We start from the raw sequence: 19,605 nt of genomic DNA, 5'->3' as shown, positions 1-19,605 counted from the left end.
ATATTTATGTTTCGCTTTTGTTTTTTGACAAGTCATATGACGTATATGCTTGTGAAGCATATACGATTGCTAAGAGAGCTTCAAATCCTCGATCCTCGGCTTTCTTATGTGAAGCAAATGGAAATTGTCTATGATAAGCCGAAAGCCTTTATGAGGGAATGGATTGGACTGACTGGTTCAACTGTATCCATTCATCAGTATGGAAGACTTGATGCAGGTCCTGTGATCTATGTCCATCCAAAGCTTAAGCTATTAGATCTAGCGCTCATCTTAGGTCACCTTGACAAGACAGCTTCCTTTTTTGCAGAACCCCGAGTGTTCCGCTATCCTTTGATCAGACAATGGCTAAATAAAATGGGTGTCATTAAAAAGGGAGGAGATCAAAAAGCAAATCTCGAACAAATAGAAGAATACATCCGTAAAGGTCAAAGCTTCATTCTTTCCGAAGATGATGGTATTGATTATCATTCATTATCAAGAAGGTTTGATGTTCCAATTGTTCCGGTAGAAACTGCTGGTACAGAAGAGATGATAAAAGGGATCGTTTTCAAAAGGTTGAAAGCAGTAGATCTTGATTTGACGATCCATCCAGCTTATGTTAGCAAGGAGAAAAAACAGTTTCAGGCATAGCGATGAAGTAGATTAATGCTCACTATTGAACAAAAACTGACACCATAACAAGCGACCAAGTTGAATGACTTTTATAAATAGTACCTTGTTACACTAACAGGATTCGTTAGTGTAACAAGAACTTAACTTAGACAAACGGTACTTCTGTGGCGTAAAAAAGGACACAGAAGAACATTGAGGCACTGCCACCGAGTACGAAGGTATGCCAGATCGCATGGTGGTAGGGGATTTTTCTCCATAAGTAAAAAATCGTGCCCACCGAATATAAAATTCCACCTAAGAGTAACAATGCAAAGCCTTCACCTGTTAAAGCTTGATAGAGCGGCTTAATGACGATGATTGCCATCCACCCCATTAAAAGATAGACGACTGTGCTTATGACAATAAAACGCTTGACAAAAAAGATTTTGAACACAATACCGCAAACAGCAAGCCCCCAAATAATAGCAAGCATTGTAAAGCCAAGTGGTCCTTTGAGTGAACCGAGAAGAAGCGGAGTGTAAGTTCCCGCAATTAGAACATAGATGGCAGAGTGATCAATGATCTCTAGAATATCTTTTGTTTTTGCATGCTGGATGCTGTGTAAGAGTGTTGAACTTAAATACAAAAACAACATGGATGCTCCAAATATTGAGAAACTGACAACATCAAGTGGACTTCCATAACGCACCGCAAATATCACTAAAAAAACAATCGCAGGAATGGACAATAAGACACCTATTCCATGTGTAATCGCATTGGCAATTTCTTCTTTGATCGAATACATCATAAAACACCCTCTCTAATCTTGAATGATATGATTTTTTAAAGAGCTTAAAAAGCGCAAGCCTTCTAAGGTAATTTTGGTTCCGGCTCTTCCACGTCCTTTGGTGATATACTCTTTTTTTTCCAAAAAATCTAGTCTGCTTCTGACTTGCTGTGGAGTAAGCACAGTTTTTTGGTCATTGCTTTGCTCTGACAGCATTCTTCGGCTTGCTGGCTCTCCTTTTTCATTTAATTGCTTTATTGTTTCTAGCAAAAACACAAATTCTTCTTTTTCCATTAATGTCAATGATGTAGTTTTACTTTTTTTATCTTTTGTTTTTTTATTTTTTAACTGTTCTCTTAAGATAGGCGGAATATCATAAAGTTGAACGGTTTTTTGGTCTGATACCGTTTTTATATATTCCGTCATATTTTTCAGTTCTCTTACATTTCCAGGAAACTGATACTGTTCAAAGGCCTTCCAAACAACTGGTTCGACATAAATATCCTGATCTCCGCTTTTTAAAAAGTGGTGGACAAGCAAAGGGATATCACCTCTTCGTTCATGAAGAGATGGGAGTGGTAGATCAAGAACATGGAGCCTGTAAAACAGGTCTCTTCGAAATTCATGACGTTCCATTCGTGTGGTTAAAGATACACTTGTCGATGAAATCAGTCTACACGAAATCCCTTTTTCAATTAAAGCTAATAGCTTTCCTTGAAGGGGTAAAGACAATCCCCAGACTTCATCAAGAAATAAAGTTCCCGATTCTTTCAAAGGGGCAAGTAAAAGTTTCTCACTAAATTCTTTGTCATTCAACGTACTGCAACTGATACGAAAAAAAGGTCCAGATTTGTATGAAGATTCAAAATGGATCGCTTTTGCAAAAAGATTTTTGCCTGTTCCTGTGTCTCCGGATATAAGAACCGGATGAGAAGATTCTGCAAATTGTTTTGCTCTAATTTTTGCTTCTAAAAAAGCATCATCTTCTCCAATTAGTTCAGCAAATGTTAGCGGATTTTCCATCACCTACGCTCCTTTTGGTTCCAATTGGTTCTATTATAACACCCAATTAGAACAAATAAAGCCTTTTTTAAAAAACTTTATCAATCTGCATGAAAATCTTTCATTATCACATATAATAAAAAAACCTTTATTTTTTGAATATTCGTGATATAATGGCGTATTAAATAAAGCTTTATAAAGAAAGGATCCTATACATGAAACCGTTGCTCAAAGAAAACTCTCTCATCCAAGTTAAAGATATTTTAAAAGCTCATCAAAATGTTAAAGATATTGTGATTCATACCCCTCTGCAAAAAAATGAGAGACTGTCCGAGAGGTACGATTGCAATGTATATTTAAAAAGAGAAGATTTACAGGTCGTTCGTTCATTCAAACTGCGAGGCGCTTATCATAAAATGAAACAGCTCTCAAAAGAAACGACGAAAAACGGTATTGTCTGCGCAAGTGCTGGCAACCACGCTCAAGGAGTAGCATTTTCCTGTAGCCACCTTGCTATTCATGGGAAAATCTTTATGCCTTCAACAACTCCGAGACAGAAAATATCTCAAGTTGAATTGTTTGGAAAGAATAATATAGAAATTATTTTGGTAGGGGACACGTTTGATGATGCTTACCAAAGTGCGCTTATATGTTCTGAAGAAGAAGACCGCATTTTTATTCATCCGTTTGACGATCCAGAAGTGATGGCAGGGCAAGGAACAGTTGCTGTTGAGATTTTAAACGATATTGAAACTGAGCCGCATTATGTCTTTGCAAGTGTTGGAGGCGGTGGACTTCTGTCAGGTGTAGGGACTTTTATGAAAAATGTATCTCCGCAAACAAAGCTAATTGCTGTTGAACCAAAAGGTGCGCCTGCACTATTTGAGTCCAACAAAAAGGGTGAAGTTGTCACTCTTGAAAAAATTGATAAATTTGTAGACGGTGCTGCAGTTCAAAGAATTGGTGAGAAAACATTTCAAACACTTGAAACAATTGTCGATGACATCTTGCTTGTTCCAGAAGGAAAAGTTTGCACCGCTATTCTAGAATTATACAACCAATGCGCAATTGTCGCTGAGCCTGCTGGAGCTTTACCTATCGCCGCATTAGATCTGTATAAAGACGAAATCAAAGGAAAAAACGTTGTATGCGTGATCAGCGGAGGAAATAATGACATCGGAAGAATGCAGGAAATTAAAGATAGATCGATGATGTACGAAGGCTTACAACATTATTTCATTGTTAATTTTCCGCAAAGGGCCGGGGCGTTAAGGGAATTTTTGGACGAGGTCCTTGGGCCAAGCGATGACATCACCCGCTTTGAATATACAAAGAAAAATAATAAAAGCAGCGGCCCTGCTCTTGTTGGTATTGAATTAAAACAGCGGGAAGATTATGACCCACTGATCGACAAAATGAAGCGCAAAGGTTTTCACTTTGTCGAAGTGAATAAAGATGAAGGACTTTTCAATTTACTCGTTTAAAAAAATTTTTGCAGACAATAACTCCGGATATTATGTATAATAAAGAAAATATCCAAAAAAAGAGGATTGATAATTTGTTACTTAAAAGCCTAGAGTTCAAACGTTTGGATGGACAGCAGGTGAAGGTGACGGAAATACCTCTGTTACAGGAGGATAACCCCCATTTTTTTATGACAAAGCTGAGGCTTGAAGCATTTATAAAAGAGCTTTATTGTTCGAAGCGCCAGAAAAAGATATACTCCTTTAGAGAGTATTTAAAAAGAGCATTAAAATGGCGGGTTTATCTTGCTATTTATAACCAAGAAGAGTTAAAGCATAATGCATAGCACTTAAAAAAATTCTTTGCTAGCTAAAAAAGTGCCGCTTATATTACGGAAAAAAGGTATGTGGGCGGCAAAGAATTTCATGCGTTTTTGCCTACATCATGAAAACATCTTAGGCTGACAGGAAGTGAAGAAGATTGACCAATATTAAAATTGTGACAGATTCAACAGCAGATTTAAACAAAGAAACACTCGAAAAATATAATATTCATGTATTGCCACTTTCAATAGCAATTGATGGAGTTCCTTACAGAGATCAATTCGACATTCAACCAGATGAATTTATTGAAAAAATGGAATTGGCAAAAGAACTTCCGAAAAGTTCCCAACCCCCATTGGGCGCATTTATTGAATTATATGAAAAACTAACGGAAGATGGAAGTGAAGTAATCAGCATCCACCTATCAAGTGAATTAAGCGGGACATTTCAAACAGCTGTAAGCGCTTCGAAGATGGTCAATGGTAAGGTAACAGTTGTTGACTCCAAGTATATTTCAAAAGGCCTCGGTTTTCAGGTTGTTAGAGCAGCAACACGTGCTCAAGAGGGGTGGTCAGTAGTTGACATTGTGAATGATCTTGATCATTTAAGAACCCGGATTTCCCTTTATGTGACAATGGACACGCTTGATAATTTGATCAAAGGGGGGCGAATTGGTAGAGGAAAAGCACTGATCGGCTCTTTACTTAAAATAAAACCAATTGCAAGACTAGAAGACGGTATTTATACACCAGACAAGAATGTTCGGAATAGCGGTCAGCTTATCCGTTATTTAACAGGCCAATTTCTAACCACTATCAAAGGAAAAACCGTTCAGGCAATTGGAATCGCTCATGCTGATGCATTGGACCTTGCCCATAAATTGAAAGCATCTTTGCTTGAACATGTGCCGGGAGTAAATATTGATATTTCTTACACAACACCGATTATATCGGTTCATACTGGAAGGGGAGCGATCGGTTTTTCTTTTTACACTGATTAATAAAAGGGGATGGGGGAATTGAAAAACGGGTTTACTATTTTACTGGCAGGAGTCTTTGTCATCATCATGTGTGCCTGCGGTAACAGTAAAATAAAAGATCCTTTGAATTATGATGTTGAGTCTTTTTCTTTTCAAAATCAAGACAAAAAAACGGTATCTCTTGAAAGCTTAAAAGGGAAAGTTTGGATAGCGGACTTTATCTTTACGAACTGTACGACAATCTGTCCGCCGATGACCGCACATATGACAGAATTGCAAAAACAGCTTAAAAAAGAAAATCTCGATGTCAGAATCATCTCATTTAGTGTCGACCCTGAGAATGATACACCAAAGAAGCTTAAAGAGTTTGCAAATAACTATCCCTTATCTTTTGAAAACTGGGATTTTTTAACTGGTTACAAACAGAAAGAAATTGAAGGTTTTGCGTTGAATAGCTTTCATGCACTTGTTAAAAAACCAGAAAATGAAGAGCAAGTGATACATCAAAATTCATTTTTTCTAGTTGATCAAGAAGGCAAAGTCATGAAAGAATACAATGGTGTGACAGATACGCCATACGAAGAAATTATCGCTGATATCAAGCTGTTAAAGAACTAAAATATATGCGAGAAACCTGTTATCTGATTGGATAACAGGTTTTATTTAACATCAGGTAGATAATTTTCAAAAGAATAAAAACATGATACACTTTTTTTAGGTAAAAAAGGAAGGGGATCATTTTGAAGATTCGGTTCGTGTCATTCATGGTAGCTCTCATCTGCCTGCTCTCAGCCTGTACAGAAGGTGTTGTGAGCACTGAACAAACAACGACAGTTCCGAAACGGGATGTTGTAATTGCTGCAGTCGGTGATTCTCTTACAGTTGGAGTTGGCGATGAGAGGAGAAAAGGCTATGTCGGCCTGGTAGCTGATCAGCTAGAACGTCAAAGCGATATTAGATCTGTTACGATTAAGAACTATGCAGTGAAAGGCTCTCGGACTGAACATCTCCTAAACAAGTTACAAGATCAAGAAATACAAGAAGGACTTAAGAAAGCAGATTATATTTTATTTACAATTGGTGGTAATGACCTGATGAAGGTCGTTCGGGAAAACATTGCCGATTTAACGATTAAACCATTTCGGCATGAGCAAAAATTATTTGCCAAACGGTTTGCCAACATTCTATTCGAAATTAGAAAACAAAATAGTGATGCTGAAGTGATTTATGTCAGCTTGTATAATCCATTTAAATTTACATTGTCTGAATTAAAGGAAGTAGATCAAGTCGTTGAGGAATGGAATCAGGCAGCAGAAATAAAGCTCAACAAAGTTGTCAATATGAGAATGGTGGATATCGCCGATATTTTTGAAAAGCGCACAAATGAAAAAAGGATTTCAAAAGATGAGTTTCACCCTAATCAAATTGGGTATAAATTAATAGCAGAACGAGTTTTTGCTCAAATCATAAACCCAGCAGAATAAGGTGAAAAACATGAACAAATGGAAGAGTTTATTTTTCATTTTGATAGCGGTGAATCTGATCATCTTGATCGGGAGTTTCATTCTGATATTGCTGCCTAGTGATAAAAGAGAGCCGACAGATCCGCCCCCAAGTGAGTATGAATTGAATGTGACGAGTACGAGAGATTCTTTGTCCGCATTCATTAATTCATACTTAGAAAAGAAGTCGTCACCTGATCATGATTATAAAATAGAAATTGATGAGGAAGTTCATATTGTCGGCAAAATCCGTGCATTTTCTTCAACTGTTGACGCAACAGTTTCGTTTCAGCCCACAGTGAAAAAAAATGGAGATGTCGTCTTAGATGTCACAAGGTTTTCTATAGGAAAACTCAATGTCCCCATTTCCGCTGTTTTAAAGTACATGGATCAGTATTATGATCTTCCAAATTTCGTGCATATTCTTGCAAACACGAAAGAAATCCGCGTTCATATGTCAGAAATGCCATTAGAAACCGGCCAGTATTTAAAAGCAAAACGGATTCATCTAAAAAAGGATCAAATCGAATTTATTTATTATCAACCGGCATCAGGTTGATCCCGGTTGATAAGCATGATGATGGGGTGTATGTGATGCAACGTATTTATCGATATTTTAGTTTATTGGCATTTTTATTCTCATTATATTTTGGAGGATCAGCAACTTTGAGTTTTTTTGCTGAAAACTTGGCTAAAATGTATTTAAATATCGGCTACTGTGCTTTGTTTATAAGTGTTATGATCTACACACTTCATGTTGTTGAAAACGAAAAAAATAGGCCATAGCAGTAGCTAGCCTTAAAAGCCTTGTAAGAAAAAATTGTTAACGTTTTTTGTTCATTTTTTGCCTTCCTAAGGTAACGTTAATAAAAAACTTGGCTCTTGCTATTAAAGCTCAAGCCAAATTTTATACTTAGATCAAGGGCTAGTTGAGTCTCAGCTTTTTGTTTGCATTCACTTGGACAATATTGGTTTCTTCGACAGGTATATGAATATATATAGTCTTCGTTTTGTCAGAATAGAAGTATGAATGTTTTCTACTTACCATGTCTTTTAAACTGTTAACTTTTTTGTACTTCTTTTTTCCTGCCTGCACATTTTTCGGAGCTCTTTCATGATGAAGCTTAAGCGTGTATTGTTTAATTTTAGAGTCAAAATGATCGGCTTCCACACGTTTCAAAAATTTAATTTTGTTGTGGTCTTTTTTAATACTGAACTTCGTTACATTGAATTCGCCTTTTTTGTAGTTTAATGTTTGATCATCGTCTTCATAGAATCTATAGGTTGTTTTATCATCAATATACGTATCTAAAACAAGGTTCGTTAATTTTTTTTCGTTTGTATATTGTTGAATTTCACGTGTTGGAACAATTGAATCATTCTTTATGAATATAGGCAGATGATCAAGTGGAGCAGCAACTGAAATCGTTTGCCCGCCTTCGAATTCTTCCTTCTTCCAATAGTCTATCCATGTATCGCCTTCAGGAAGGTAAACTTTACGGCTCGTTTGTCCTTCATGAACAATTGGTGCAAACATGATAGAATCACCGAACATAAATTGGTCACTGATATTATATGTGTTTTCATCTTTTTGATATTGATAGACAAGTGGTTGTTGTACGGGTTTACCGGTTTCTGAGGCATCTTTAAATGCATTATACAAGTAAGGCATGAACTGATATCGCATTTCAATATACTTTTTGGCAATGGCTTCGACTTCTGGTCCGAATACCCAAGGCTCTTGCCCAATTTTAGTATATGACTTTGTATCAGAATCATAGTGAATTCGAGAGAATGGTAGAAATGCTCCTAATTCAATCCAGCGAGTAAATAATTCTCTGTCAGGTCGAAGAGCAAAGCCCCCAATATCATTTCCGACAAAAGAAATGCCTGATAAGCCGATATTCATGTTCATTGGCAAAGACATTTGTAAGTGTTCCCAGTTGCTTACATTATCACCTGTCCAAAGTGCTGAATATCGTTGTGAGCCGGCGAACATATCACGAGTTAATACAAACGGACGGCTATTTGGTTTATACGTTGAGAAAGCGTTATATGTTGCTTCTGCTTCTAGATGTCCGTATAAATTATGAAATTCTGTATGAAGTATTTTGTTATCGTCTGTTCCGAAATACGTATCCAAAGGTAGCGTATGGTTGTATTTACCACCATCGATAAATACTGCTGGTTCATTCATATCGTTCCAAATTCCATCAATTCCCGCTTCGAAAAGAATCTTGTGTTTTTTAGACCACCATTGACGAACTTTTTCTTTTGAAAAATCAGGGAATACTGAATCTCCTGGCCAAACGGGACCAATAAAGGTGCTGCCATCCGGGTTTTTAGCCCAATAATCATTTGAAGTTCCTTCTTCATAAATGCGGTAGTTTTTTTCTTGTTTTACTGCCGGGTTATTTATCGCAATTGCATGAAATCCAGCTAATTTTTTTAATCTCTGCAAAGCCATTTTATAATTTTGTTCCCATGTAAAGACACGATAACCCTTCATATAGTCATTGTCAAAATGCATCGTATCTAAAGGGATTTGTTTCTTTCGATATGTTTGAGCTACATCTATGATTTCATCTGGGGTGTAACCCCATTTACTTTGATGAAATCCCAATGTCCATTTTGGCGGGAGGTCCATTTTTCCTGTAAGTTCTGTATAAATATCTAATACGTCTTCAATTTCTGGACCATACATAAAATAATAAGAAAGCGGACCGCCATTTGCGTAGAAGTAATAATAATCATCAGATTCACTTGCCATCTCAAAGTAAGAACGATAAGAGTTATCGAAAAGAATTCCGTAGGCCTGTTTATTTTTCAATCCTATGAAAAAGGGTATTGACGTGTATAAATATTTTGTGTTTTTCGTATAAGCGTACGCATCAGTATTCCACATGCCTATACTTTCACCACGCTGATTTAAGTTTAATCCGGCTTGTTCCCCAAAGCCGTAAAAGTTCTCACTCTTATCTGTCTTTTTAAACACATAAGGTTTGCCTTCTTCATAACCAGAAGATTTGCCGTTTTTCAAATCGTCCTCATTGATCACATGACCTTGCTTGTCCAAAAATTTTATACCGAATGGTGTTTTGCTTATTTTTATCGTTAGTTCTTTTGTTGAAATCGTAAACTTATTGTGCTGATCATCCGTTTTGAATGCGGGTGTCTTCCAACTTTTTTTTTGAATACCAGGAGAAAACGTTTCTTCTTGTCCATCTTTTAAAATTGATACTTTTACTAGATCATCTGCGTAAATGCGAATGTATGCTTCATATTGTCCAAGGTCGAATTGGATACCGTTTTTTAATTTATTCATGTTTTTTACAGATAGTTTTTCTAAATTCTCCTTGTTTAGTTGAGTATCAGGCTCAGGCTGAGTTACCGCAAAAGCAGGGGGCATGTTGGCTGTTAAAACAACAGCGGTTATGACTGAAAAGGTCATCAACATTTTGAATGGTTTGATCACTTTACGCACATCAACACCTCATTCCGAGTTTTTGTAAGTACAGATCAACATATTCATTTTTCCAATCAACAAATCATGACTTCTTGGATGAATTATCGCCACCTTTCAAAAAATGTTTTATATGAGCTCGAATTATGATGAAACTCGAGTTGCTCATTTGGGAAGAGATAAATAATGGAGTCGGCGGTTGTCATTTCATTAGAATTGTATGAACATGACAAAGCTTGTCTTTTTATTTCCTTATTCATCTTAATATTATAAAATTTGGATTTTATTTTCTATTTATAGATAAAATTAAAAGGGTATTATATTTTCGACTTAAACAAATAAAAGACACTATTTTCATTTAAATAATAGAATTACATTTTAAGTTGAAAATTAAATTAATCGTTGCCACCTATTAGGCAGGTATTTTTATATTTCTAAAATGACGGGAAGAGTGAACTGATATTTTAATATACAACAAATATAACGCAGGATAATTAAGTTTGTTCGAGAAGGCGTATTTTGTTAGGGGATACTCCTGAGGAATAATTTGGTTTTTGGATGTTTGCGAAAAAGATTAAAGAGATGTTCCTGTCATAATTAAAGGGGGGATAATGATGTACCGAGTTCTTATCATTGATCATCATCCTGACATTCGAGAAAGAATGATTTCCTTGATTGATTGGGGAATGGAAGGATTGAAGGCGCAATACCAAAGTGTTAATGGAAAAGCCGCACGCAATACGTTAGAAACATGTTCCTTTAATATTCTTATAACAGATGTCGAATTGCCAATCATCGATGGTATTGAACTCATAAAGTATGCCTTATATTGTAATCCTAGGTTAAAAGTGATCCTGATTAGTCATGACCGTGACTTTGCTTATGTAAAAGCAATGGATGGAATAGGGGGTGTCGATTATTTGTTAAAACGAACATTAAAAAAAGAAGATTTTCTTTCGGTGCTAAGACAATGTGTTGATCAGATTGAGAAAGAACAAAGGGAGGAATGTGAATGGATTGAATATCAAAAATGTGCAAGGTATTGGGAACGAAAACAAATTGAAAAGGAAATCAAACGATTGCTCGTGTCAGAGCAAAGATCCTTTTTACAACCTGCTTCAGTACCGATTTGGCTTGAAAGTCAATACGCATGTGTCTATCTTATCCTAGATCAGGCAGAAAAATGGAAAGATACGCATGGTGGAATGTATGTACAGTTTTTGTTGGAGGATTTGCAAGAAATGTTCTATAAGCAGATTATGACTGGTTTCGGAATGATTGTAGGTCAAAACAGCATGTTTTTCGTTCTTCCGGCCAACAAAATAAAGCATGAACTAAATCAGTGGAAGGTTTCGGTAGAAGAAAAGTGGAATATCTCGCTATCAAAAGGAATCACGTTCGAACAAGGAATAGGCAACATGAGTAAAGGATATGTATCAAGCAAATCAGCTTGTCAAAAACAATTTTTCAAAGGACTATACAGCTTTTACAACATGGATCGTTCAAACACAGCTTTTAAAAATGATTTCACCGCTAAGAAGAAAGGAAATGAATGGGCCATTTTCTATGACATGATTTATCAAGGCGAGCCTGTTGCAAAAGCGATTGAATCTATATATGAACGTTGGAAAGGAGAGACTTTCAACCTAGAACAAGTTCAACATGAAGCGTGTCATCTTCTTGTGAGCATTTCTGGTTTTTTTGGTCATTCTGATATATTGCTTTCTGAAGAGCAAGACCGACTTAAACAAGTAAAGACCTTAGAACAGCTTATCATTCTGTTTAGTTGTTATTTAGAAAAAATCACAATTCCTTTTATACCTCAATATGAGGGACGTATAATGATGAAGGCTCTTGACTTTATATCTTCTAATTATCGAGAAAACTTAACACTTCAGAGTGTTGCAAAACACGTTCATCTTAGCAAAAGCTATTTCAGCCTCTTTTTTAAAAAACAGACTGGTCGAAATTTTATTGACTACTTAATTGATTTGAGGATTAGGGAGGCAAAGAGACTGTTAACAGAAACGGAAAGATGGATTTATGAAGTGGCAAAATCCTCAGGATTTAAAGATGTCAAGTATTTCAGTAAAGCGTTTAAGAAAATAGCTGGATTGACTCCGTATGAATACAGGAAAAGGTATAAAAAAAAAGATAGAATCAATGGTGCGATCTAATACATTTTGGCTGATTAGTGTCTAGTGAATCACGATTGACAGAAGACTATCCGGTTCAGGTGGCACTATGAACCGGATGTATTAAACTCTTCTTTATCGTTTATCGTATTCTGCATGCTTGATAAATGTCTTTTCATCTTCGATTAAACCACAGGCACCACATTGCACTTTCATGTGTGGACCACTGTATGGAAGGTGAAAAGGGGAGAGTTCTCCTTCTGTATACGTTTCCACAATTTCTCCAGTTACAGGATCAAGTTTAACAGAGCTTGGCGCTTGTTCGATTAAATTAAATCGCGTCCGGTTTGTTTTGCAGTTTGGACATAGGTAAGGGACTGTTGTCATATATGATCCACCTCTTTTTTTACTATTAATGTGCGCAAGAAGTGAAAGATATATGTGGAGAACATTAGAGTCTATTTTTATCTAGCTTACTGAACAAATTAATTAATGTTTGTAGCTCTTCATCACTATAATGAGTGAAACGTTTAAGAAAGTACTCATTTTTCTTTTGTTCAAAATAACTGACAATTTCTTTTCCAGCATCAGTTAAGTGGATTTTGATGATCCGTCTGTCCTCTTTAGAACGTACTCTTGTAATCCAATTTTTTTGAACTAACGCATCAGTAACTGCGGTGATGTGGCTCGCAGAAACACCTAACATCGTTGCGAACTCTGTGACTTTTTTCGGACCCTGCTCGCTAATTAAGCGCAAAATCATAAATTCATTACGAGACATTTCTTTCGCAAGCAGTTCATTTATCTCATCTCGCATCTGTTTAAATGCAGTGCGAAGCAAAGCTTCAATTTCATACATCATTTGTTCTCTGGATTTCAATTTTGCCCCTCCATAACGAGCACATTTACGCTCTTTTTTAAAGAATTACTGCTATCATTATGATATCATAATTCCTTTACATCAGTTAGTCTTTCAAATAATTTTTAGTTCATATGACCATCAACTTGAGAAAAAAATATGACCCGAGTTTCATAAGAGATGAAGAAATCTTCATTTATGTTATAATAATTCCCACTAAGTGAAAAGAGCAGGAGGCGTTTTAGATGAATGAAAAACAAGAACTCGCTACATTTGCTGGAGGTTGTTTTTGGTGTATGGTGAAGCCTTTTGATGAACAGCCTGGTATTCTTAAAGTCGAATCAGGTTATACGGGCGGATATAAAGAAAACCCGACGTATGAAGAGGTTTGCAGCAATACAACGGGGCATCGTGAAGCTGTGCAGATCACATTTAATCCTGATATATTCTCATATGAAAGACTACTTGAACTTTATTGGCAACAAATTGATCCTACAGACCAATCCGGACAGTTTGGAGACCGAGGGGATTCTTACCAAACGGGGATTTTTTATCATAATGAAAACCAACGGTTGTTGGCGGAACAATCAAAGAAAAAACTTGCCGAGAGCGGCATCTTCAAAGATCCGGTTGTGACAGAAATTACTGAGGCGGGCCCATTTTATCCGGCTGAAGAATATCATCAGGATTATTATAAAAAACATCCTGAACGCTATAAACAATACAGAATTGGAAGTGGACGGGCAGGATTTCTAGAAAAACATTGGAGAGATAAGGCATGACTTTTAACAAAGAAGATCGCCTAAAGCACTTAAACCGAATACAGTACGAAGTGACACAGCAAAATGGAACAGAACCTCCATTTCAAAATGAATATTGGAACAACCGAAAAGAAGGAATCTATGTTGATATTGTTTCCGGAAAACCGCTGTTTTCTTCTCTTGATCAATTTGATGCCCATTGCGGGTGGCCAAGCTTTACAAAGCCCATTCACGATAAGGAAATAATAGAAAAACAAGATAGATCATTTGGCATGGTTCGTACAGAGGTCAGAAGCAAAACGGCTGATTCCCATCTTGGTCATGTTTTTCCAGACGGTCCAAAACCTAATGGTCTGCGCTACTGCATGAATTCAGCTGCGCTTCGTTTTATTCCAAAAGAGGAACTTGAACAAGCGGGATACGGTGACTATGTCAAATTATTCAACACTTAAAAGATGACCTTTTACTCAAGGTCATTTTTTTCATATGTAGAGAAAGAAAAGAGGTTATTTTCATGAGATCGGTTGTAAAAGCTGAAACAAACTATTTATTATTAACATGTAGCAAAAAAACACAGTTATCCTATGATGTGTATAAGGATGACCAGTTGCCACAATTGTTTGCCTCACATTTTATACAACTGAGGGACACCTACTCACTAACAGACTTACATTCATTACTTGATCATACTCCTGCGATTTTAAAAAGAAATTATGTTCATGTGAAAGGTTCAATCTCACAAGATTTTTCTTTTTCTATCAAAAAAGCATTGCTTGATCTTGGATATATTCTTGATGAAGAGCTTTTTTATGGGATTGATTTATCTAGTTGGTCAGAATATCCCAACGATCGGGTCAATTGGGGAACGGAAAAATCTCTTAAAGACGGTTGTGATGTCATGCAGATTTTTGATTCTTTAACTATGGACGAGACATTTGCCAGAGAAAAACTAAATCGTCGGCGTCCTCTTTACGAACAAGGTATCATTCATCTGTTTGTTTGCTACTCTGAAGAAGGAATCCCAATTGGCTGTGCAGAACTTTATCTGGATCAAGAGGAAAAAATATCTAAAATTGAGGAAGTTGCAATATTAGAACCTTATCAACGCAAAGGTTATGGCACTGGGCTGATCGGTCAAATGCTGACCGTTTCAAAGCAATGGGGGATCAAGTCAAGTTATTTGGTTACCAATAGACAAGCAAAAAATTTTTATGAAAAGCTCGGATTTCAATATATCCATCATATGACCACCATTTTCAAATATTTGTTTCCTTCTATATAACATTTGAAACCCTAGTATTTAAAAACCTCCCCCAGTTGAAGTCACTGCATACTCAAAAGCTTGAACGGATTCTTCTTCTAAAGTATGCCTAAGATGTTTCTCAACCGGTCAATAATCACTTTAATAGGTATTCGCTGTCTAAGTAAATTTTGTATTTTCAGTTGATACCTATTTTTCCACGCACTTTTCTCGATTGTTGGTTTAATGATATTAAAAATGGAGGAGAGCGCATGTTCACTTGGTTCATATATTTACCCAAAGCTCGTTGGTATATCAGCGTTTTGTCAATGTTCTCTAAAAAGCATTTCTTATATGTAGGCAAATGCACAAACCAATCATAACTTGGCCTGCATAGGCTGTGGTGTAAAGATTTTATAGGAAAGGATGAATACCCGTGCATTATCCTCAATATTGCAGTCCTTATGGCGGATATGGTTATGGCTATCCAGGTCGAAGCACTTTCGTATTAATTGTCGTGCTGTTCATTTTGCTGATCATTGTTGGTGCGGCATTTGTTTACTAAAGAATAAAACATCCTTCTTTTGAAAGAGTAGCTCATACTGGTAGTGTGAGCTTCCTCTTTACTCTTTTTATCAAGGATGATTCACAATCTTCTGCTTTATTATGGTGTAATGGTGGCGGTATTAGCCAACCTTTTTCTTTATTAAGGTGGAGTACTTTGGCTCCAAGTGTTGCTTTTTGAACATGAAACTGTCCGAACATCATGGCGATATCTTCTCGAACGCAATGACCAATGATTTGACTGCATGAAACTAATCCTGCAGCGATGTCTTTTGATAATGAAGCAGCTATTTCCGGATCTAGAAAGCGTGCACCGGTTGGAATGTCTTCTAAGCATGCTTTAGGACGCTCAGGTGGTGTTGGTGGTAAACCGATACTATTTTCTTTTAATAAAGTCTCAATTGTTTGCTCTCTTGATGTCCACCTTGGATTGCTTCCTCAAGCAATTTTTTCAAGTCTTCATCACCAGCGTGGTTTAACATCGTTTGATGCCCTGCTATTAATCCCTTCGTTGTTGTTAGAAATGTCCACGCACCAAATACTTCACCATAATGCATCGGTTGCTCTGTTGGATTACCACTTAAAATACCCATTAACATCCTCCTTAAAAATTTCATTTCATGAATGGTTCTCCTTGCTGTTGGCTTACAGCTAAAGTTTCCGCAGGATAGAAAAATCTTATTCCAAATTCTTTTGTGTTTTGATTTGTATTTTTTTTAACTGGTTGTATAATAAAACAACAAAAGAAAGACAGGAGGGGGAGCGTGAAATCGTTTTACCACTATTTAATGAAATATCGTCAGCCAAAGCCAAAGGACAAGATCAGTGATTTTGCTAATCATGCTTATCATGACCATGGATTCCCAAAAAATTCCGAGGATTATGACGAGTTGAGTTCTTATCTTGAGCTTAATGGCGAATATTTATCATCCATGGCGACATTTGATGAGGTTTGGGAGAAATATGTAACGGAAACAAGACATGGCTAGCTGCAGGCAATCGTTCTGTAGCTTTTTCCTTGCTATTAATCATTCCTAACAGATGTGTTAATCTTGATTCAGGACTAAGGAGGGAGAAAAACTGATTATTTTTCTTAGGCTGATCAGTCTGACTTTCGTCACTGTTTGCTTATTATTTTTGATAGGGGAATACGCCCCTTTTTTGCTCATGCCTGTCTGGGTGCTATTAATAGCGGCTCTTATCATTTGCGTTTATTTTGTGATTAAAATTGAAATGAAGAACCTTAAAAAAGAAAAAGATCGGTAATAATCTTGAACATCCTTCATAAAAAAACTCATAATCGCTTAATACCCTTGCCCATGCGAAATGATCATTTCATGCATACGATAAGCATAAGACGGAATTCCTTAGGCAAGGGGGAATGAAAATGAAGTCAAACGTACCTAAATATAAAGTCGGCGATATTGTAGTGGTCGTCATGTATGGAACGGTTGGAACAGTTACAAAAGTTCATAAAATTGATCAACATTTCCTGTATGAAGTGAATCATAATGAAATTCTTTATTTTGAGACGTCTTTACAGCTATACAAAGACTATGATGGGGTCATTATTGATATGGAAAAACTCGATATTGAATATGAATTTTTAATTGGAGATGTTGTTTATGTTAAAGACTATGGAAAGGAATTGTTCAGAATTACCGGTTATAGAACGGAAATCTGGAGATATGTAGATAACGGGTGGGAAGATATTATTTATGAATTGACCCGCCTGAAAGATGGGGAATGGCTGGAAAAAGAAGAAGATGATTTGACACTAGTTCTCAGAGCTTATGAAACAGATCAGTTTATTCATCAGCTTCTTTTTGTTCACTATGTTGGAGAAGTGAAGGAAAAACTTGATGAACCCGTCACTGCTGAATTGGCATTTCTTCCTTTGACAAATGATCCTGTTGAGCAAGTAAATGAACATCAGGCAGCAGCGACGATTGTGGATGAGCTATTGGATATCTATAATGATTACAAGACTTTGTATGAAATGTTTCAGGATGAAGAATATAAAGAAATGATGGAGTTTGTTTTAGGAAGCCTGAAAGAATATTTCAGTTAAACAAGAGTAAAAACAAAAAATAAGGAAAACAACCGCACATAATCAAGCCAAACATCACTTTTAAGACTTTTTCCATCAACAGGTCAAAGCAATCTCCGTCAAGCATCTCTATCGTTTTTTGTATCATCATCTACTCCTCCTTCACATGTTGTTACAACATGTATATGATGGGGGACAACCTTTATGACAAACCGGTTATAAAATTGATAGCCAGTTCATACATCAGAATTAAGGAGGGGATCAAATGAAAGAAATTGAGCTTATGATAGATACAGAAGAAATCGCTGATTTTTTTTATCTTCAGTTGACAAGAAGAGGTTACATACCTAGTGAAGAAGAGCTATTTGAAATAGCAGATATCACTTTTGATTATCTAATTGAAAAAAACATGATAGATGAACATATAGAGGATTAAGCTAGGACCAGGTGAGTTGCCCTCGGTCCTTCTTATGTTTAAAACACAAACTCAAGGAGGACGCCACAGTTTTATGAAGTATGTGTTCTATTTGTTAGCTATTTTTATCATAACGGCTTGGGCCCTTCAAATTCGATTTATCGAAACAATCGATCAAAATTTTGTACAAGCTGTTATAACGATTAGACATCCACTTCTAACAAAGTTTTTTCATTTCTTGACAAGCCTAGGATCTAGTGCGGTCATACTTCTGTTCATGTTGATCATAACCCTAGTCATCTTGATTCGCAAAAGAACGTTGTCTGTATGGTATATGTACCTATTCTTTTTTCTTGAAAGAATACTCAATGAAACTTTAAAAAATTGGATTGCAAGAGAACGGCCGTCATTTGCTCCGCTTGTTAATGATCCGTCTTATAGTTTTCCAAGTGGTCATTCGATGAACGCTGCATGTATGTATGCTTTTTTTGCTTTTTTTCTTTTAACGGACTTTCCTTATTTTAGAAGACATAGAACGGCTGTCTATATTTGGACTGGTGCACTGGTCATCATGATCGGGGGAAGTCGCATTTACTTAGGTGTCCATTATTTAACAGATGTTATTGGAGGCTTTTCTCTCGGTTTTATGCTTTTCTTTATATTTAAGAAAATTGCCGAAAACTTCTTATTCGTTCGACAAAACTAGAGGAAGGGATAACCTAAAAGAACGCTAATTTAATAAAAAAGGAGGGATCGTGTTGTCGTTAATTTTTCAAATGTTTAAAAGGAAACAATCTGTTTATGATGTGACCATTTTCCAAACACCGCAATTTGGTGAAGACAAAGGGTATGAGCTGGTTTATCGAACAGAAGTAAACGGACGAACCCATGAGGATGTGTTAGAACGTACGTTTTCTACTTTTAACGTCTATGACACGGTGCCGAATGATTATAAAGCAAGATTTCTTGCAACTGGCGATATCGTACTAATTGATGAGGGGAGAAGGGGAAAAACTTACTATAAACTACTTTCAACGGGATGGAGTAAAATCAACCGTGTTTTACTGCAAACATCCTAGAAAAGTTGACTAGGCATTGTTTTCATATGAAAAAAGAGAGGGTTTGTTCAACAATTCTTCAAAACCCTCACTTTCTGTTTACGATCCTGCGAAAATCATTCGCAGTTTTTTTACGTTGTGTCTTTTCGTTTTCTGGCGCTAAACTCTTTTTCATGTGCTTCTTCTGCAGCAAGGACATCTTTAGTTGGAATATGGTTGTTTTTTTTCAGTCCCGTCACTCTGTTGCGCTGTTTTTTACCCAAAACGACCTCCTCCTTTCTTAAAAAATAGCATAACTAAACCGTTTTGAAATTATTCGAAAAATGATTGGCAAGATAAGTGACAAAATGATTAGTCAGCTAAAATAAAATGTTACACAATGTCCAACAGTGTTAATTTTCTTTTTTGTAGA

Annotated in this window: 25 protein-coding genes and 1 pseudogene; 18 read left to right on the top strand and 8 right to left on the bottom strand. The window is 36.4% G+C overall.

What is annotated here, in order from left to right:
* Positions 1 to 6: 6 nt before the first annotated feature.
* Positions 7 to 630 carry a lysophospholipid acyltransferase family protein gene (locus tag PDT38_RS03230; protein WP_270798984.1) on the top strand — a complete coding sequence of 208 codons (624 nt, stop codon included), beginning with the start codon at positions 7 to 9 and terminating at the stop codon, positions 628 to 630.
* A 127-nt stretch (positions 631 to 757) separates the two neighbouring features.
* Here PDT38_RS03230 and trhA read toward each other — a convergent pair whose 3' ends face one another.
* Together trhA and PDT38_RS03220 are read right to left on the bottom strand one after the other, a co-directional pair.
* Positions 758 to 1,396 (bottom strand): PAQR family membrane homeostasis protein TrhA, encoded by a 639-nt coding sequence (gene trhA, locus PDT38_RS03225; RefSeq protein WP_270800104.1) that lies wholly within the window; start codon positions 1,394 to 1,396, stop codon positions 758 to 760.
* A 15-nt stretch (positions 1,397 to 1,411) separates the two neighbouring features.
* Complete coding sequence (locus PDT38_RS03220) at positions 1,412 to 2,401, bottom strand: sigma 54-interacting transcriptional regulator (protein WP_270798983.1); 990 nt, start codon at positions 2,399 to 2,401, stop codon at positions 1,412 to 1,414.
* A 194-nt stretch (positions 2,402 to 2,595) separates the two neighbouring features.
* On the opposite strand from PDT38_RS03220, the gene ilvA reads away from it, so the two are divergent.
* From ilvA to ypmT, 7 genes are all read left to right on the top strand, one after another.
* Entirely contained in the window at positions 2,596 to 3,864 is a 1,269-nt protein-coding gene (gene ilvA, locus PDT38_RS03215) for a threonine ammonia-lyase IlvA (RefSeq protein ID WP_270798982.1), read from the top strand.
* Positions 3,865 to 3,938: 74 nt separating this feature from the next.
* The gene (locus PDT38_RS03210) at positions 3,939 to 4,190 is read left to right on the top strand and encodes a YpmP family protein (RefSeq protein ID WP_270798981.1); all 252 of its coding nucleotides are present in this window, start codon (positions 3,939 to 3,941) and stop codon (positions 4,188 to 4,190) included.
* A gap of 134 nt (positions 4,191 to 4,324) precedes the next feature.
* On the top strand, positions 4,325 to 5,167 hold the full coding sequence (locus PDT38_RS03205) for a DegV family protein (protein ID WP_270798980.1): 843 nt from the start codon (positions 4,325 to 4,327) through the stop codon (positions 5,165 to 5,167).
* 9 nt (positions 5,168 to 5,176) lie between these two features.
* Positions 5,177 to 5,764, top strand: coding sequence for an SCO family protein (locus PDT38_RS03200; RefSeq protein ID WP_270798979.1), 588 nt, complete (start codon positions 5,177 to 5,179; stop codon positions 5,762 to 5,764).
* Between the two features lie 122 nt (positions 5,765 to 5,886).
* Positions 5,887 to 6,630 (top strand): SGNH/GDSL hydrolase family protein, encoded by a 744-nt coding sequence (locus tag PDT38_RS03195; protein WP_270798978.1) that lies wholly within the window; start codon positions 5,887 to 5,889, stop codon positions 6,628 to 6,630.
* Between the two features lie 10 nt (positions 6,631 to 6,640).
* Complete coding sequence (locus PDT38_RS03190; protein WP_270798977.1) at positions 6,641 to 7,207, top strand: YpmS family protein; 567 nt, start codon at positions 6,641 to 6,643, stop codon at positions 7,205 to 7,207.
* 35 nt (positions 7,208 to 7,242) lie between these two features.
* Positions 7,243 to 7,434 (top strand): protein YpmT, encoded by a 192-nt coding sequence (ypmT, locus tag PDT38_RS03185; protein ID WP_270798976.1) that lies wholly within the window; start codon positions 7,243 to 7,245, stop codon positions 7,432 to 7,434.
* A 139-nt stretch (positions 7,435 to 7,573) separates the two neighbouring features.
* On the opposite strand, the gene PDT38_RS03180 is transcribed toward ypmT, so the two are convergent.
* Positions 7,574 to 10,132, bottom strand: coding sequence for a glycoside hydrolase family 31 protein (locus PDT38_RS03180; RefSeq protein WP_270798975.1), 2,559 nt, complete (start codon positions 10,130 to 10,132; stop codon positions 7,574 to 7,576).
* 593 nt (positions 10,133 to 10,725) lie between these two features.
* Between PDT38_RS03180 and PDT38_RS03175 the strand changes: the two genes are divergently transcribed.
* Positions 10,726 to 12,288: a response regulator transcription factor gene (locus tag PDT38_RS03175; protein WP_270798974.1), complete on the top strand. Its 1,563-nt coding sequence runs from the start codon at positions 10,726 to 10,728 to the stop codon at positions 12,286 to 12,288.
* 93 nt (positions 12,289 to 12,381) lie between these two features.
* Here PDT38_RS03175 and PDT38_RS03170 read toward each other — a convergent pair whose 3' ends face one another.
* Positions 12,382 to 12,633, bottom strand: coding sequence for a DNA alkylation repair protein (locus PDT38_RS03170; protein WP_270798973.1), 252 nt, complete (start codon positions 12,631 to 12,633; stop codon positions 12,382 to 12,384).
* Between the two features lie 64 nt (positions 12,634 to 12,697).
* The gene (locus PDT38_RS03165) at positions 12,698 to 13,126 is read right to left on the bottom strand and encodes a MarR family transcriptional regulator (RefSeq protein ID WP_270798972.1); all 429 of its coding nucleotides are present in this window, start codon (positions 13,124 to 13,126) and stop codon (positions 12,698 to 12,700) included.
* A 224-nt stretch (positions 13,127 to 13,350) separates the two neighbouring features.
* Here PDT38_RS03165 and msrA point away from each other — a divergent pair, with 224 nt between their 5' ends.
* From msrA to PDT38_RS03145, 4 genes are all read left to right on the top strand, one after another.
* Positions 13,351 to 13,887 (top strand): peptide-methionine (S)-S-oxide reductase MsrA, encoded by a 537-nt coding sequence (gene msrA / locus PDT38_RS03160; protein WP_270798971.1) that lies wholly within the window; start codon positions 13,351 to 13,353, stop codon positions 13,885 to 13,887.
* On the top strand, positions 13,884 to 14,318 hold the full coding sequence (gene msrB / locus PDT38_RS03155; RefSeq protein WP_270798970.1) for a peptide-methionine (R)-S-oxide reductase MsrB: 435 nt from the start codon (positions 13,884 to 13,886) through the stop codon (positions 14,316 to 14,318). The genes msrA and msrB overlap by 4 nt, the downstream gene beginning before the upstream one ends.
* 62 nt (positions 14,319 to 14,380) lie before the next feature.
* Positions 14,381 to 15,148 (top strand): GNAT family N-acetyltransferase, encoded by a 768-nt coding sequence (locus PDT38_RS03150; protein WP_270798968.1) that lies wholly within the window; start codon positions 14,381 to 14,383, stop codon positions 15,146 to 15,148.
* Positions 15,149 to 15,542: 394 nt separating this feature from the next.
* Positions 15,543 to 15,671: a YjcZ family sporulation protein gene (locus PDT38_RS03145; protein ID WP_270798967.1), complete on the top strand. Its 129-nt coding sequence runs from the start codon at positions 15,543 to 15,545 to the stop codon at positions 15,669 to 15,671.
* Between the two features lie 32 nt (positions 15,672 to 15,703).
* On the opposite strand, the pseudogene PDT38_RS03140 reads toward PDT38_RS03145, so the two are convergent.
* Positions 15,704 to 16,263: pseudogene (locus PDT38_RS03140) on the bottom strand (DUF3231 family protein).
* 171 nt (positions 16,264 to 16,434) lie between these two features.
* Between PDT38_RS03140 and PDT38_RS03135 the strand changes: the two are divergent.
* On the top strand, positions 16,435 to 16,659 hold the full coding sequence (locus PDT38_RS03135; protein WP_270798966.1) for a YozE family protein: 225 nt from the start codon (positions 16,435 to 16,437) through the stop codon (positions 16,657 to 16,659).
* 398 nt (positions 16,660 to 17,057) lie between these two features.
* On the top strand, positions 17,058 to 17,741 hold the full coding sequence (locus PDT38_RS03130) for a hypothetical protein (RefSeq protein WP_270798964.1): 684 nt from the start codon (positions 17,058 to 17,060) through the stop codon (positions 17,739 to 17,741).
* On the opposite strand, the gene PDT38_RS03125 is transcribed toward PDT38_RS03130, so the two are convergent.
* A complete protein-coding gene (locus PDT38_RS03125) occupies positions 17,734 to 17,868 on the bottom strand; it encodes a hypothetical protein (RefSeq protein WP_270798963.1) in 135 nt (44 codons plus the stop codon). The genes PDT38_RS03130 and PDT38_RS03125 overlap by 8 nt on opposite strands.
* A 117-nt stretch (positions 17,869 to 17,985) precedes the next feature.
* On the opposite strand from PDT38_RS03125, the gene PDT38_RS03120 reads away from it, so the two are divergent.
* From PDT38_RS03120 to PDT38_RS03110, 3 genes are all read left to right on the top strand, one after another.
* Positions 17,986 to 18,156, top strand: coding sequence for a YozD family protein (locus PDT38_RS03120; RefSeq protein WP_172295185.1), 171 nt, complete (start codon positions 17,986 to 17,988; stop codon positions 18,154 to 18,156).
* Positions 18,157 to 18,229: 73 nt separating this feature from the next.
* Positions 18,230 to 18,841: a phosphatase PAP2 family protein gene (locus PDT38_RS03115; protein ID WP_270798962.1), complete on the top strand. Its 612-nt coding sequence runs from the start codon at positions 18,230 to 18,232 to the stop codon at positions 18,839 to 18,841.
* A 70-nt stretch (positions 18,842 to 18,911) separates the two neighbouring features.
* On the top strand, positions 18,912 to 19,214 hold the full coding sequence (locus PDT38_RS03110) for a YodL domain-containing protein (protein WP_270800103.1): 303 nt from the start codon (positions 18,912 to 18,914) through the stop codon (positions 19,212 to 19,214).
* Between the two features lie 110 nt (positions 19,215 to 19,324).
* On the opposite strand, the gene PDT38_RS03105 is transcribed toward PDT38_RS03110, so the two are convergent.
* Positions 19,325 to 19,456 carry a hypothetical protein gene (locus PDT38_RS03105; RefSeq protein ID WP_270798961.1) on the bottom strand — a complete coding sequence of 44 codons (132 nt, stop codon included), beginning with the start codon at positions 19,454 to 19,456 and terminating at the stop codon, positions 19,325 to 19,327.
* Positions 19,457 to 19,605 lie beyond the last annotated feature (149 nt).

The sequence above is a fragment of the Bacillus changyiensis genome, from assembly GCF_027706145.1.
Classification (GTDB): Bacteria; Bacillota; Bacilli; order Bacillales; family Bacillaceae; genus Bacillus; species Bacillus changyiensis.
Note: the sequence above shows the minus strand (reverse complement) of the source record. Positions and strands in the feature narration are given on the sequence as shown.

Excerpts from the sequence above, each read along its gene's own strand:
- PDT38_RS03230 (WP_270798984.1), top strand. The coding sequence starts at position 7 with ATGTTTCGCTTTTGTTTTTTGACAAGTCATATGACGTATATGCTTGTG.
- trhA (WP_270800104.1), bottom strand. The coding sequence starts at position 1,396 with ATGTATTCGATCAAAGAAGAAATTGCCAATGCGATTACACATGGAATA.
- PDT38_RS03220 (WP_270798983.1), bottom strand. The coding sequence starts at position 2,401 with ATGGAAAATCCGCTAACATTTGCTGAACTAATTGGAGAAGATGATGCT.
- ilvA (WP_270798982.1), top strand. The coding sequence starts at position 2,596 with ATGAAACCGTTGCTCAAAGAAAACTCTCTCATCCAAGTTAAAGATATT.
- PDT38_RS03200 (WP_270798979.1), top strand. The coding sequence starts at position 5,177 with ATGGGGGAATTGAAAAACGGGTTTACTATTTTACTGGCAGGAGTCTTT.
- PDT38_RS03190 (WP_270798977.1), top strand. The coding sequence starts at position 6,641 with ATGAACAAATGGAAGAGTTTATTTTTCATTTTGATAGCGGTGAATCTG.
- ypmT (WP_270798976.1), top strand. The coding sequence starts at position 7,243 with ATGCAACGTATTTATCGATATTTTAGTTTATTGGCATTTTTATTCTCA.
- PDT38_RS03175 (WP_270798974.1), top strand. The coding sequence starts at position 10,726 with ATGTACCGAGTTCTTATCATTGATCATCATCCTGACATTCGAGAAAGA.
- PDT38_RS03170 (WP_270798973.1), bottom strand. The coding sequence starts at position 12,633 with ATGACAACAGTCCCTTACCTATGTCCAAACTGCAAAACAAACCGGACG.
- msrA (WP_270798971.1), top strand. The coding sequence starts at position 13,351 with ATGAATGAAAAACAAGAACTCGCTACATTTGCTGGAGGTTGTTTTTGG.
- msrB (WP_270798970.1), top strand. The coding sequence starts at position 13,884 with ATGACTTTTAACAAAGAAGATCGCCTAAAGCACTTAAACCGAATACAG.
- PDT38_RS03150 (WP_270798968.1), top strand. The coding sequence starts at position 14,381 with ATGAGATCGGTTGTAAAAGCTGAAACAAACTATTTATTATTAACATGT.
- PDT38_RS03130 (WP_270798964.1), top strand. The coding sequence starts at position 17,058 with ATGAAGTCAAACGTACCTAAATATAAAGTCGGCGATATTGTAGTGGTC.
- PDT38_RS03125 (WP_270798963.1), bottom strand. The coding sequence starts at position 17,868 with ATGATACAAAAAACGATAGAGATGCTTGACGGAGATTGCTTTGACCTG.
- PDT38_RS03120 (WP_172295185.1), top strand. The coding sequence starts at position 17,986 with ATGAAAGAAATTGAGCTTATGATAGATACAGAAGAAATCGCTGATTTT.
- PDT38_RS03115 (WP_270798962.1), top strand. The coding sequence starts at position 18,230 with ATGAAGTATGTGTTCTATTTGTTAGCTATTTTTATCATAACGGCTTGG.
- PDT38_RS03110 (WP_270800103.1), top strand. The coding sequence starts at position 18,912 with ATGTTTAAAAGGAAACAATCTGTTTATGATGTGACCATTTTCCAAACA.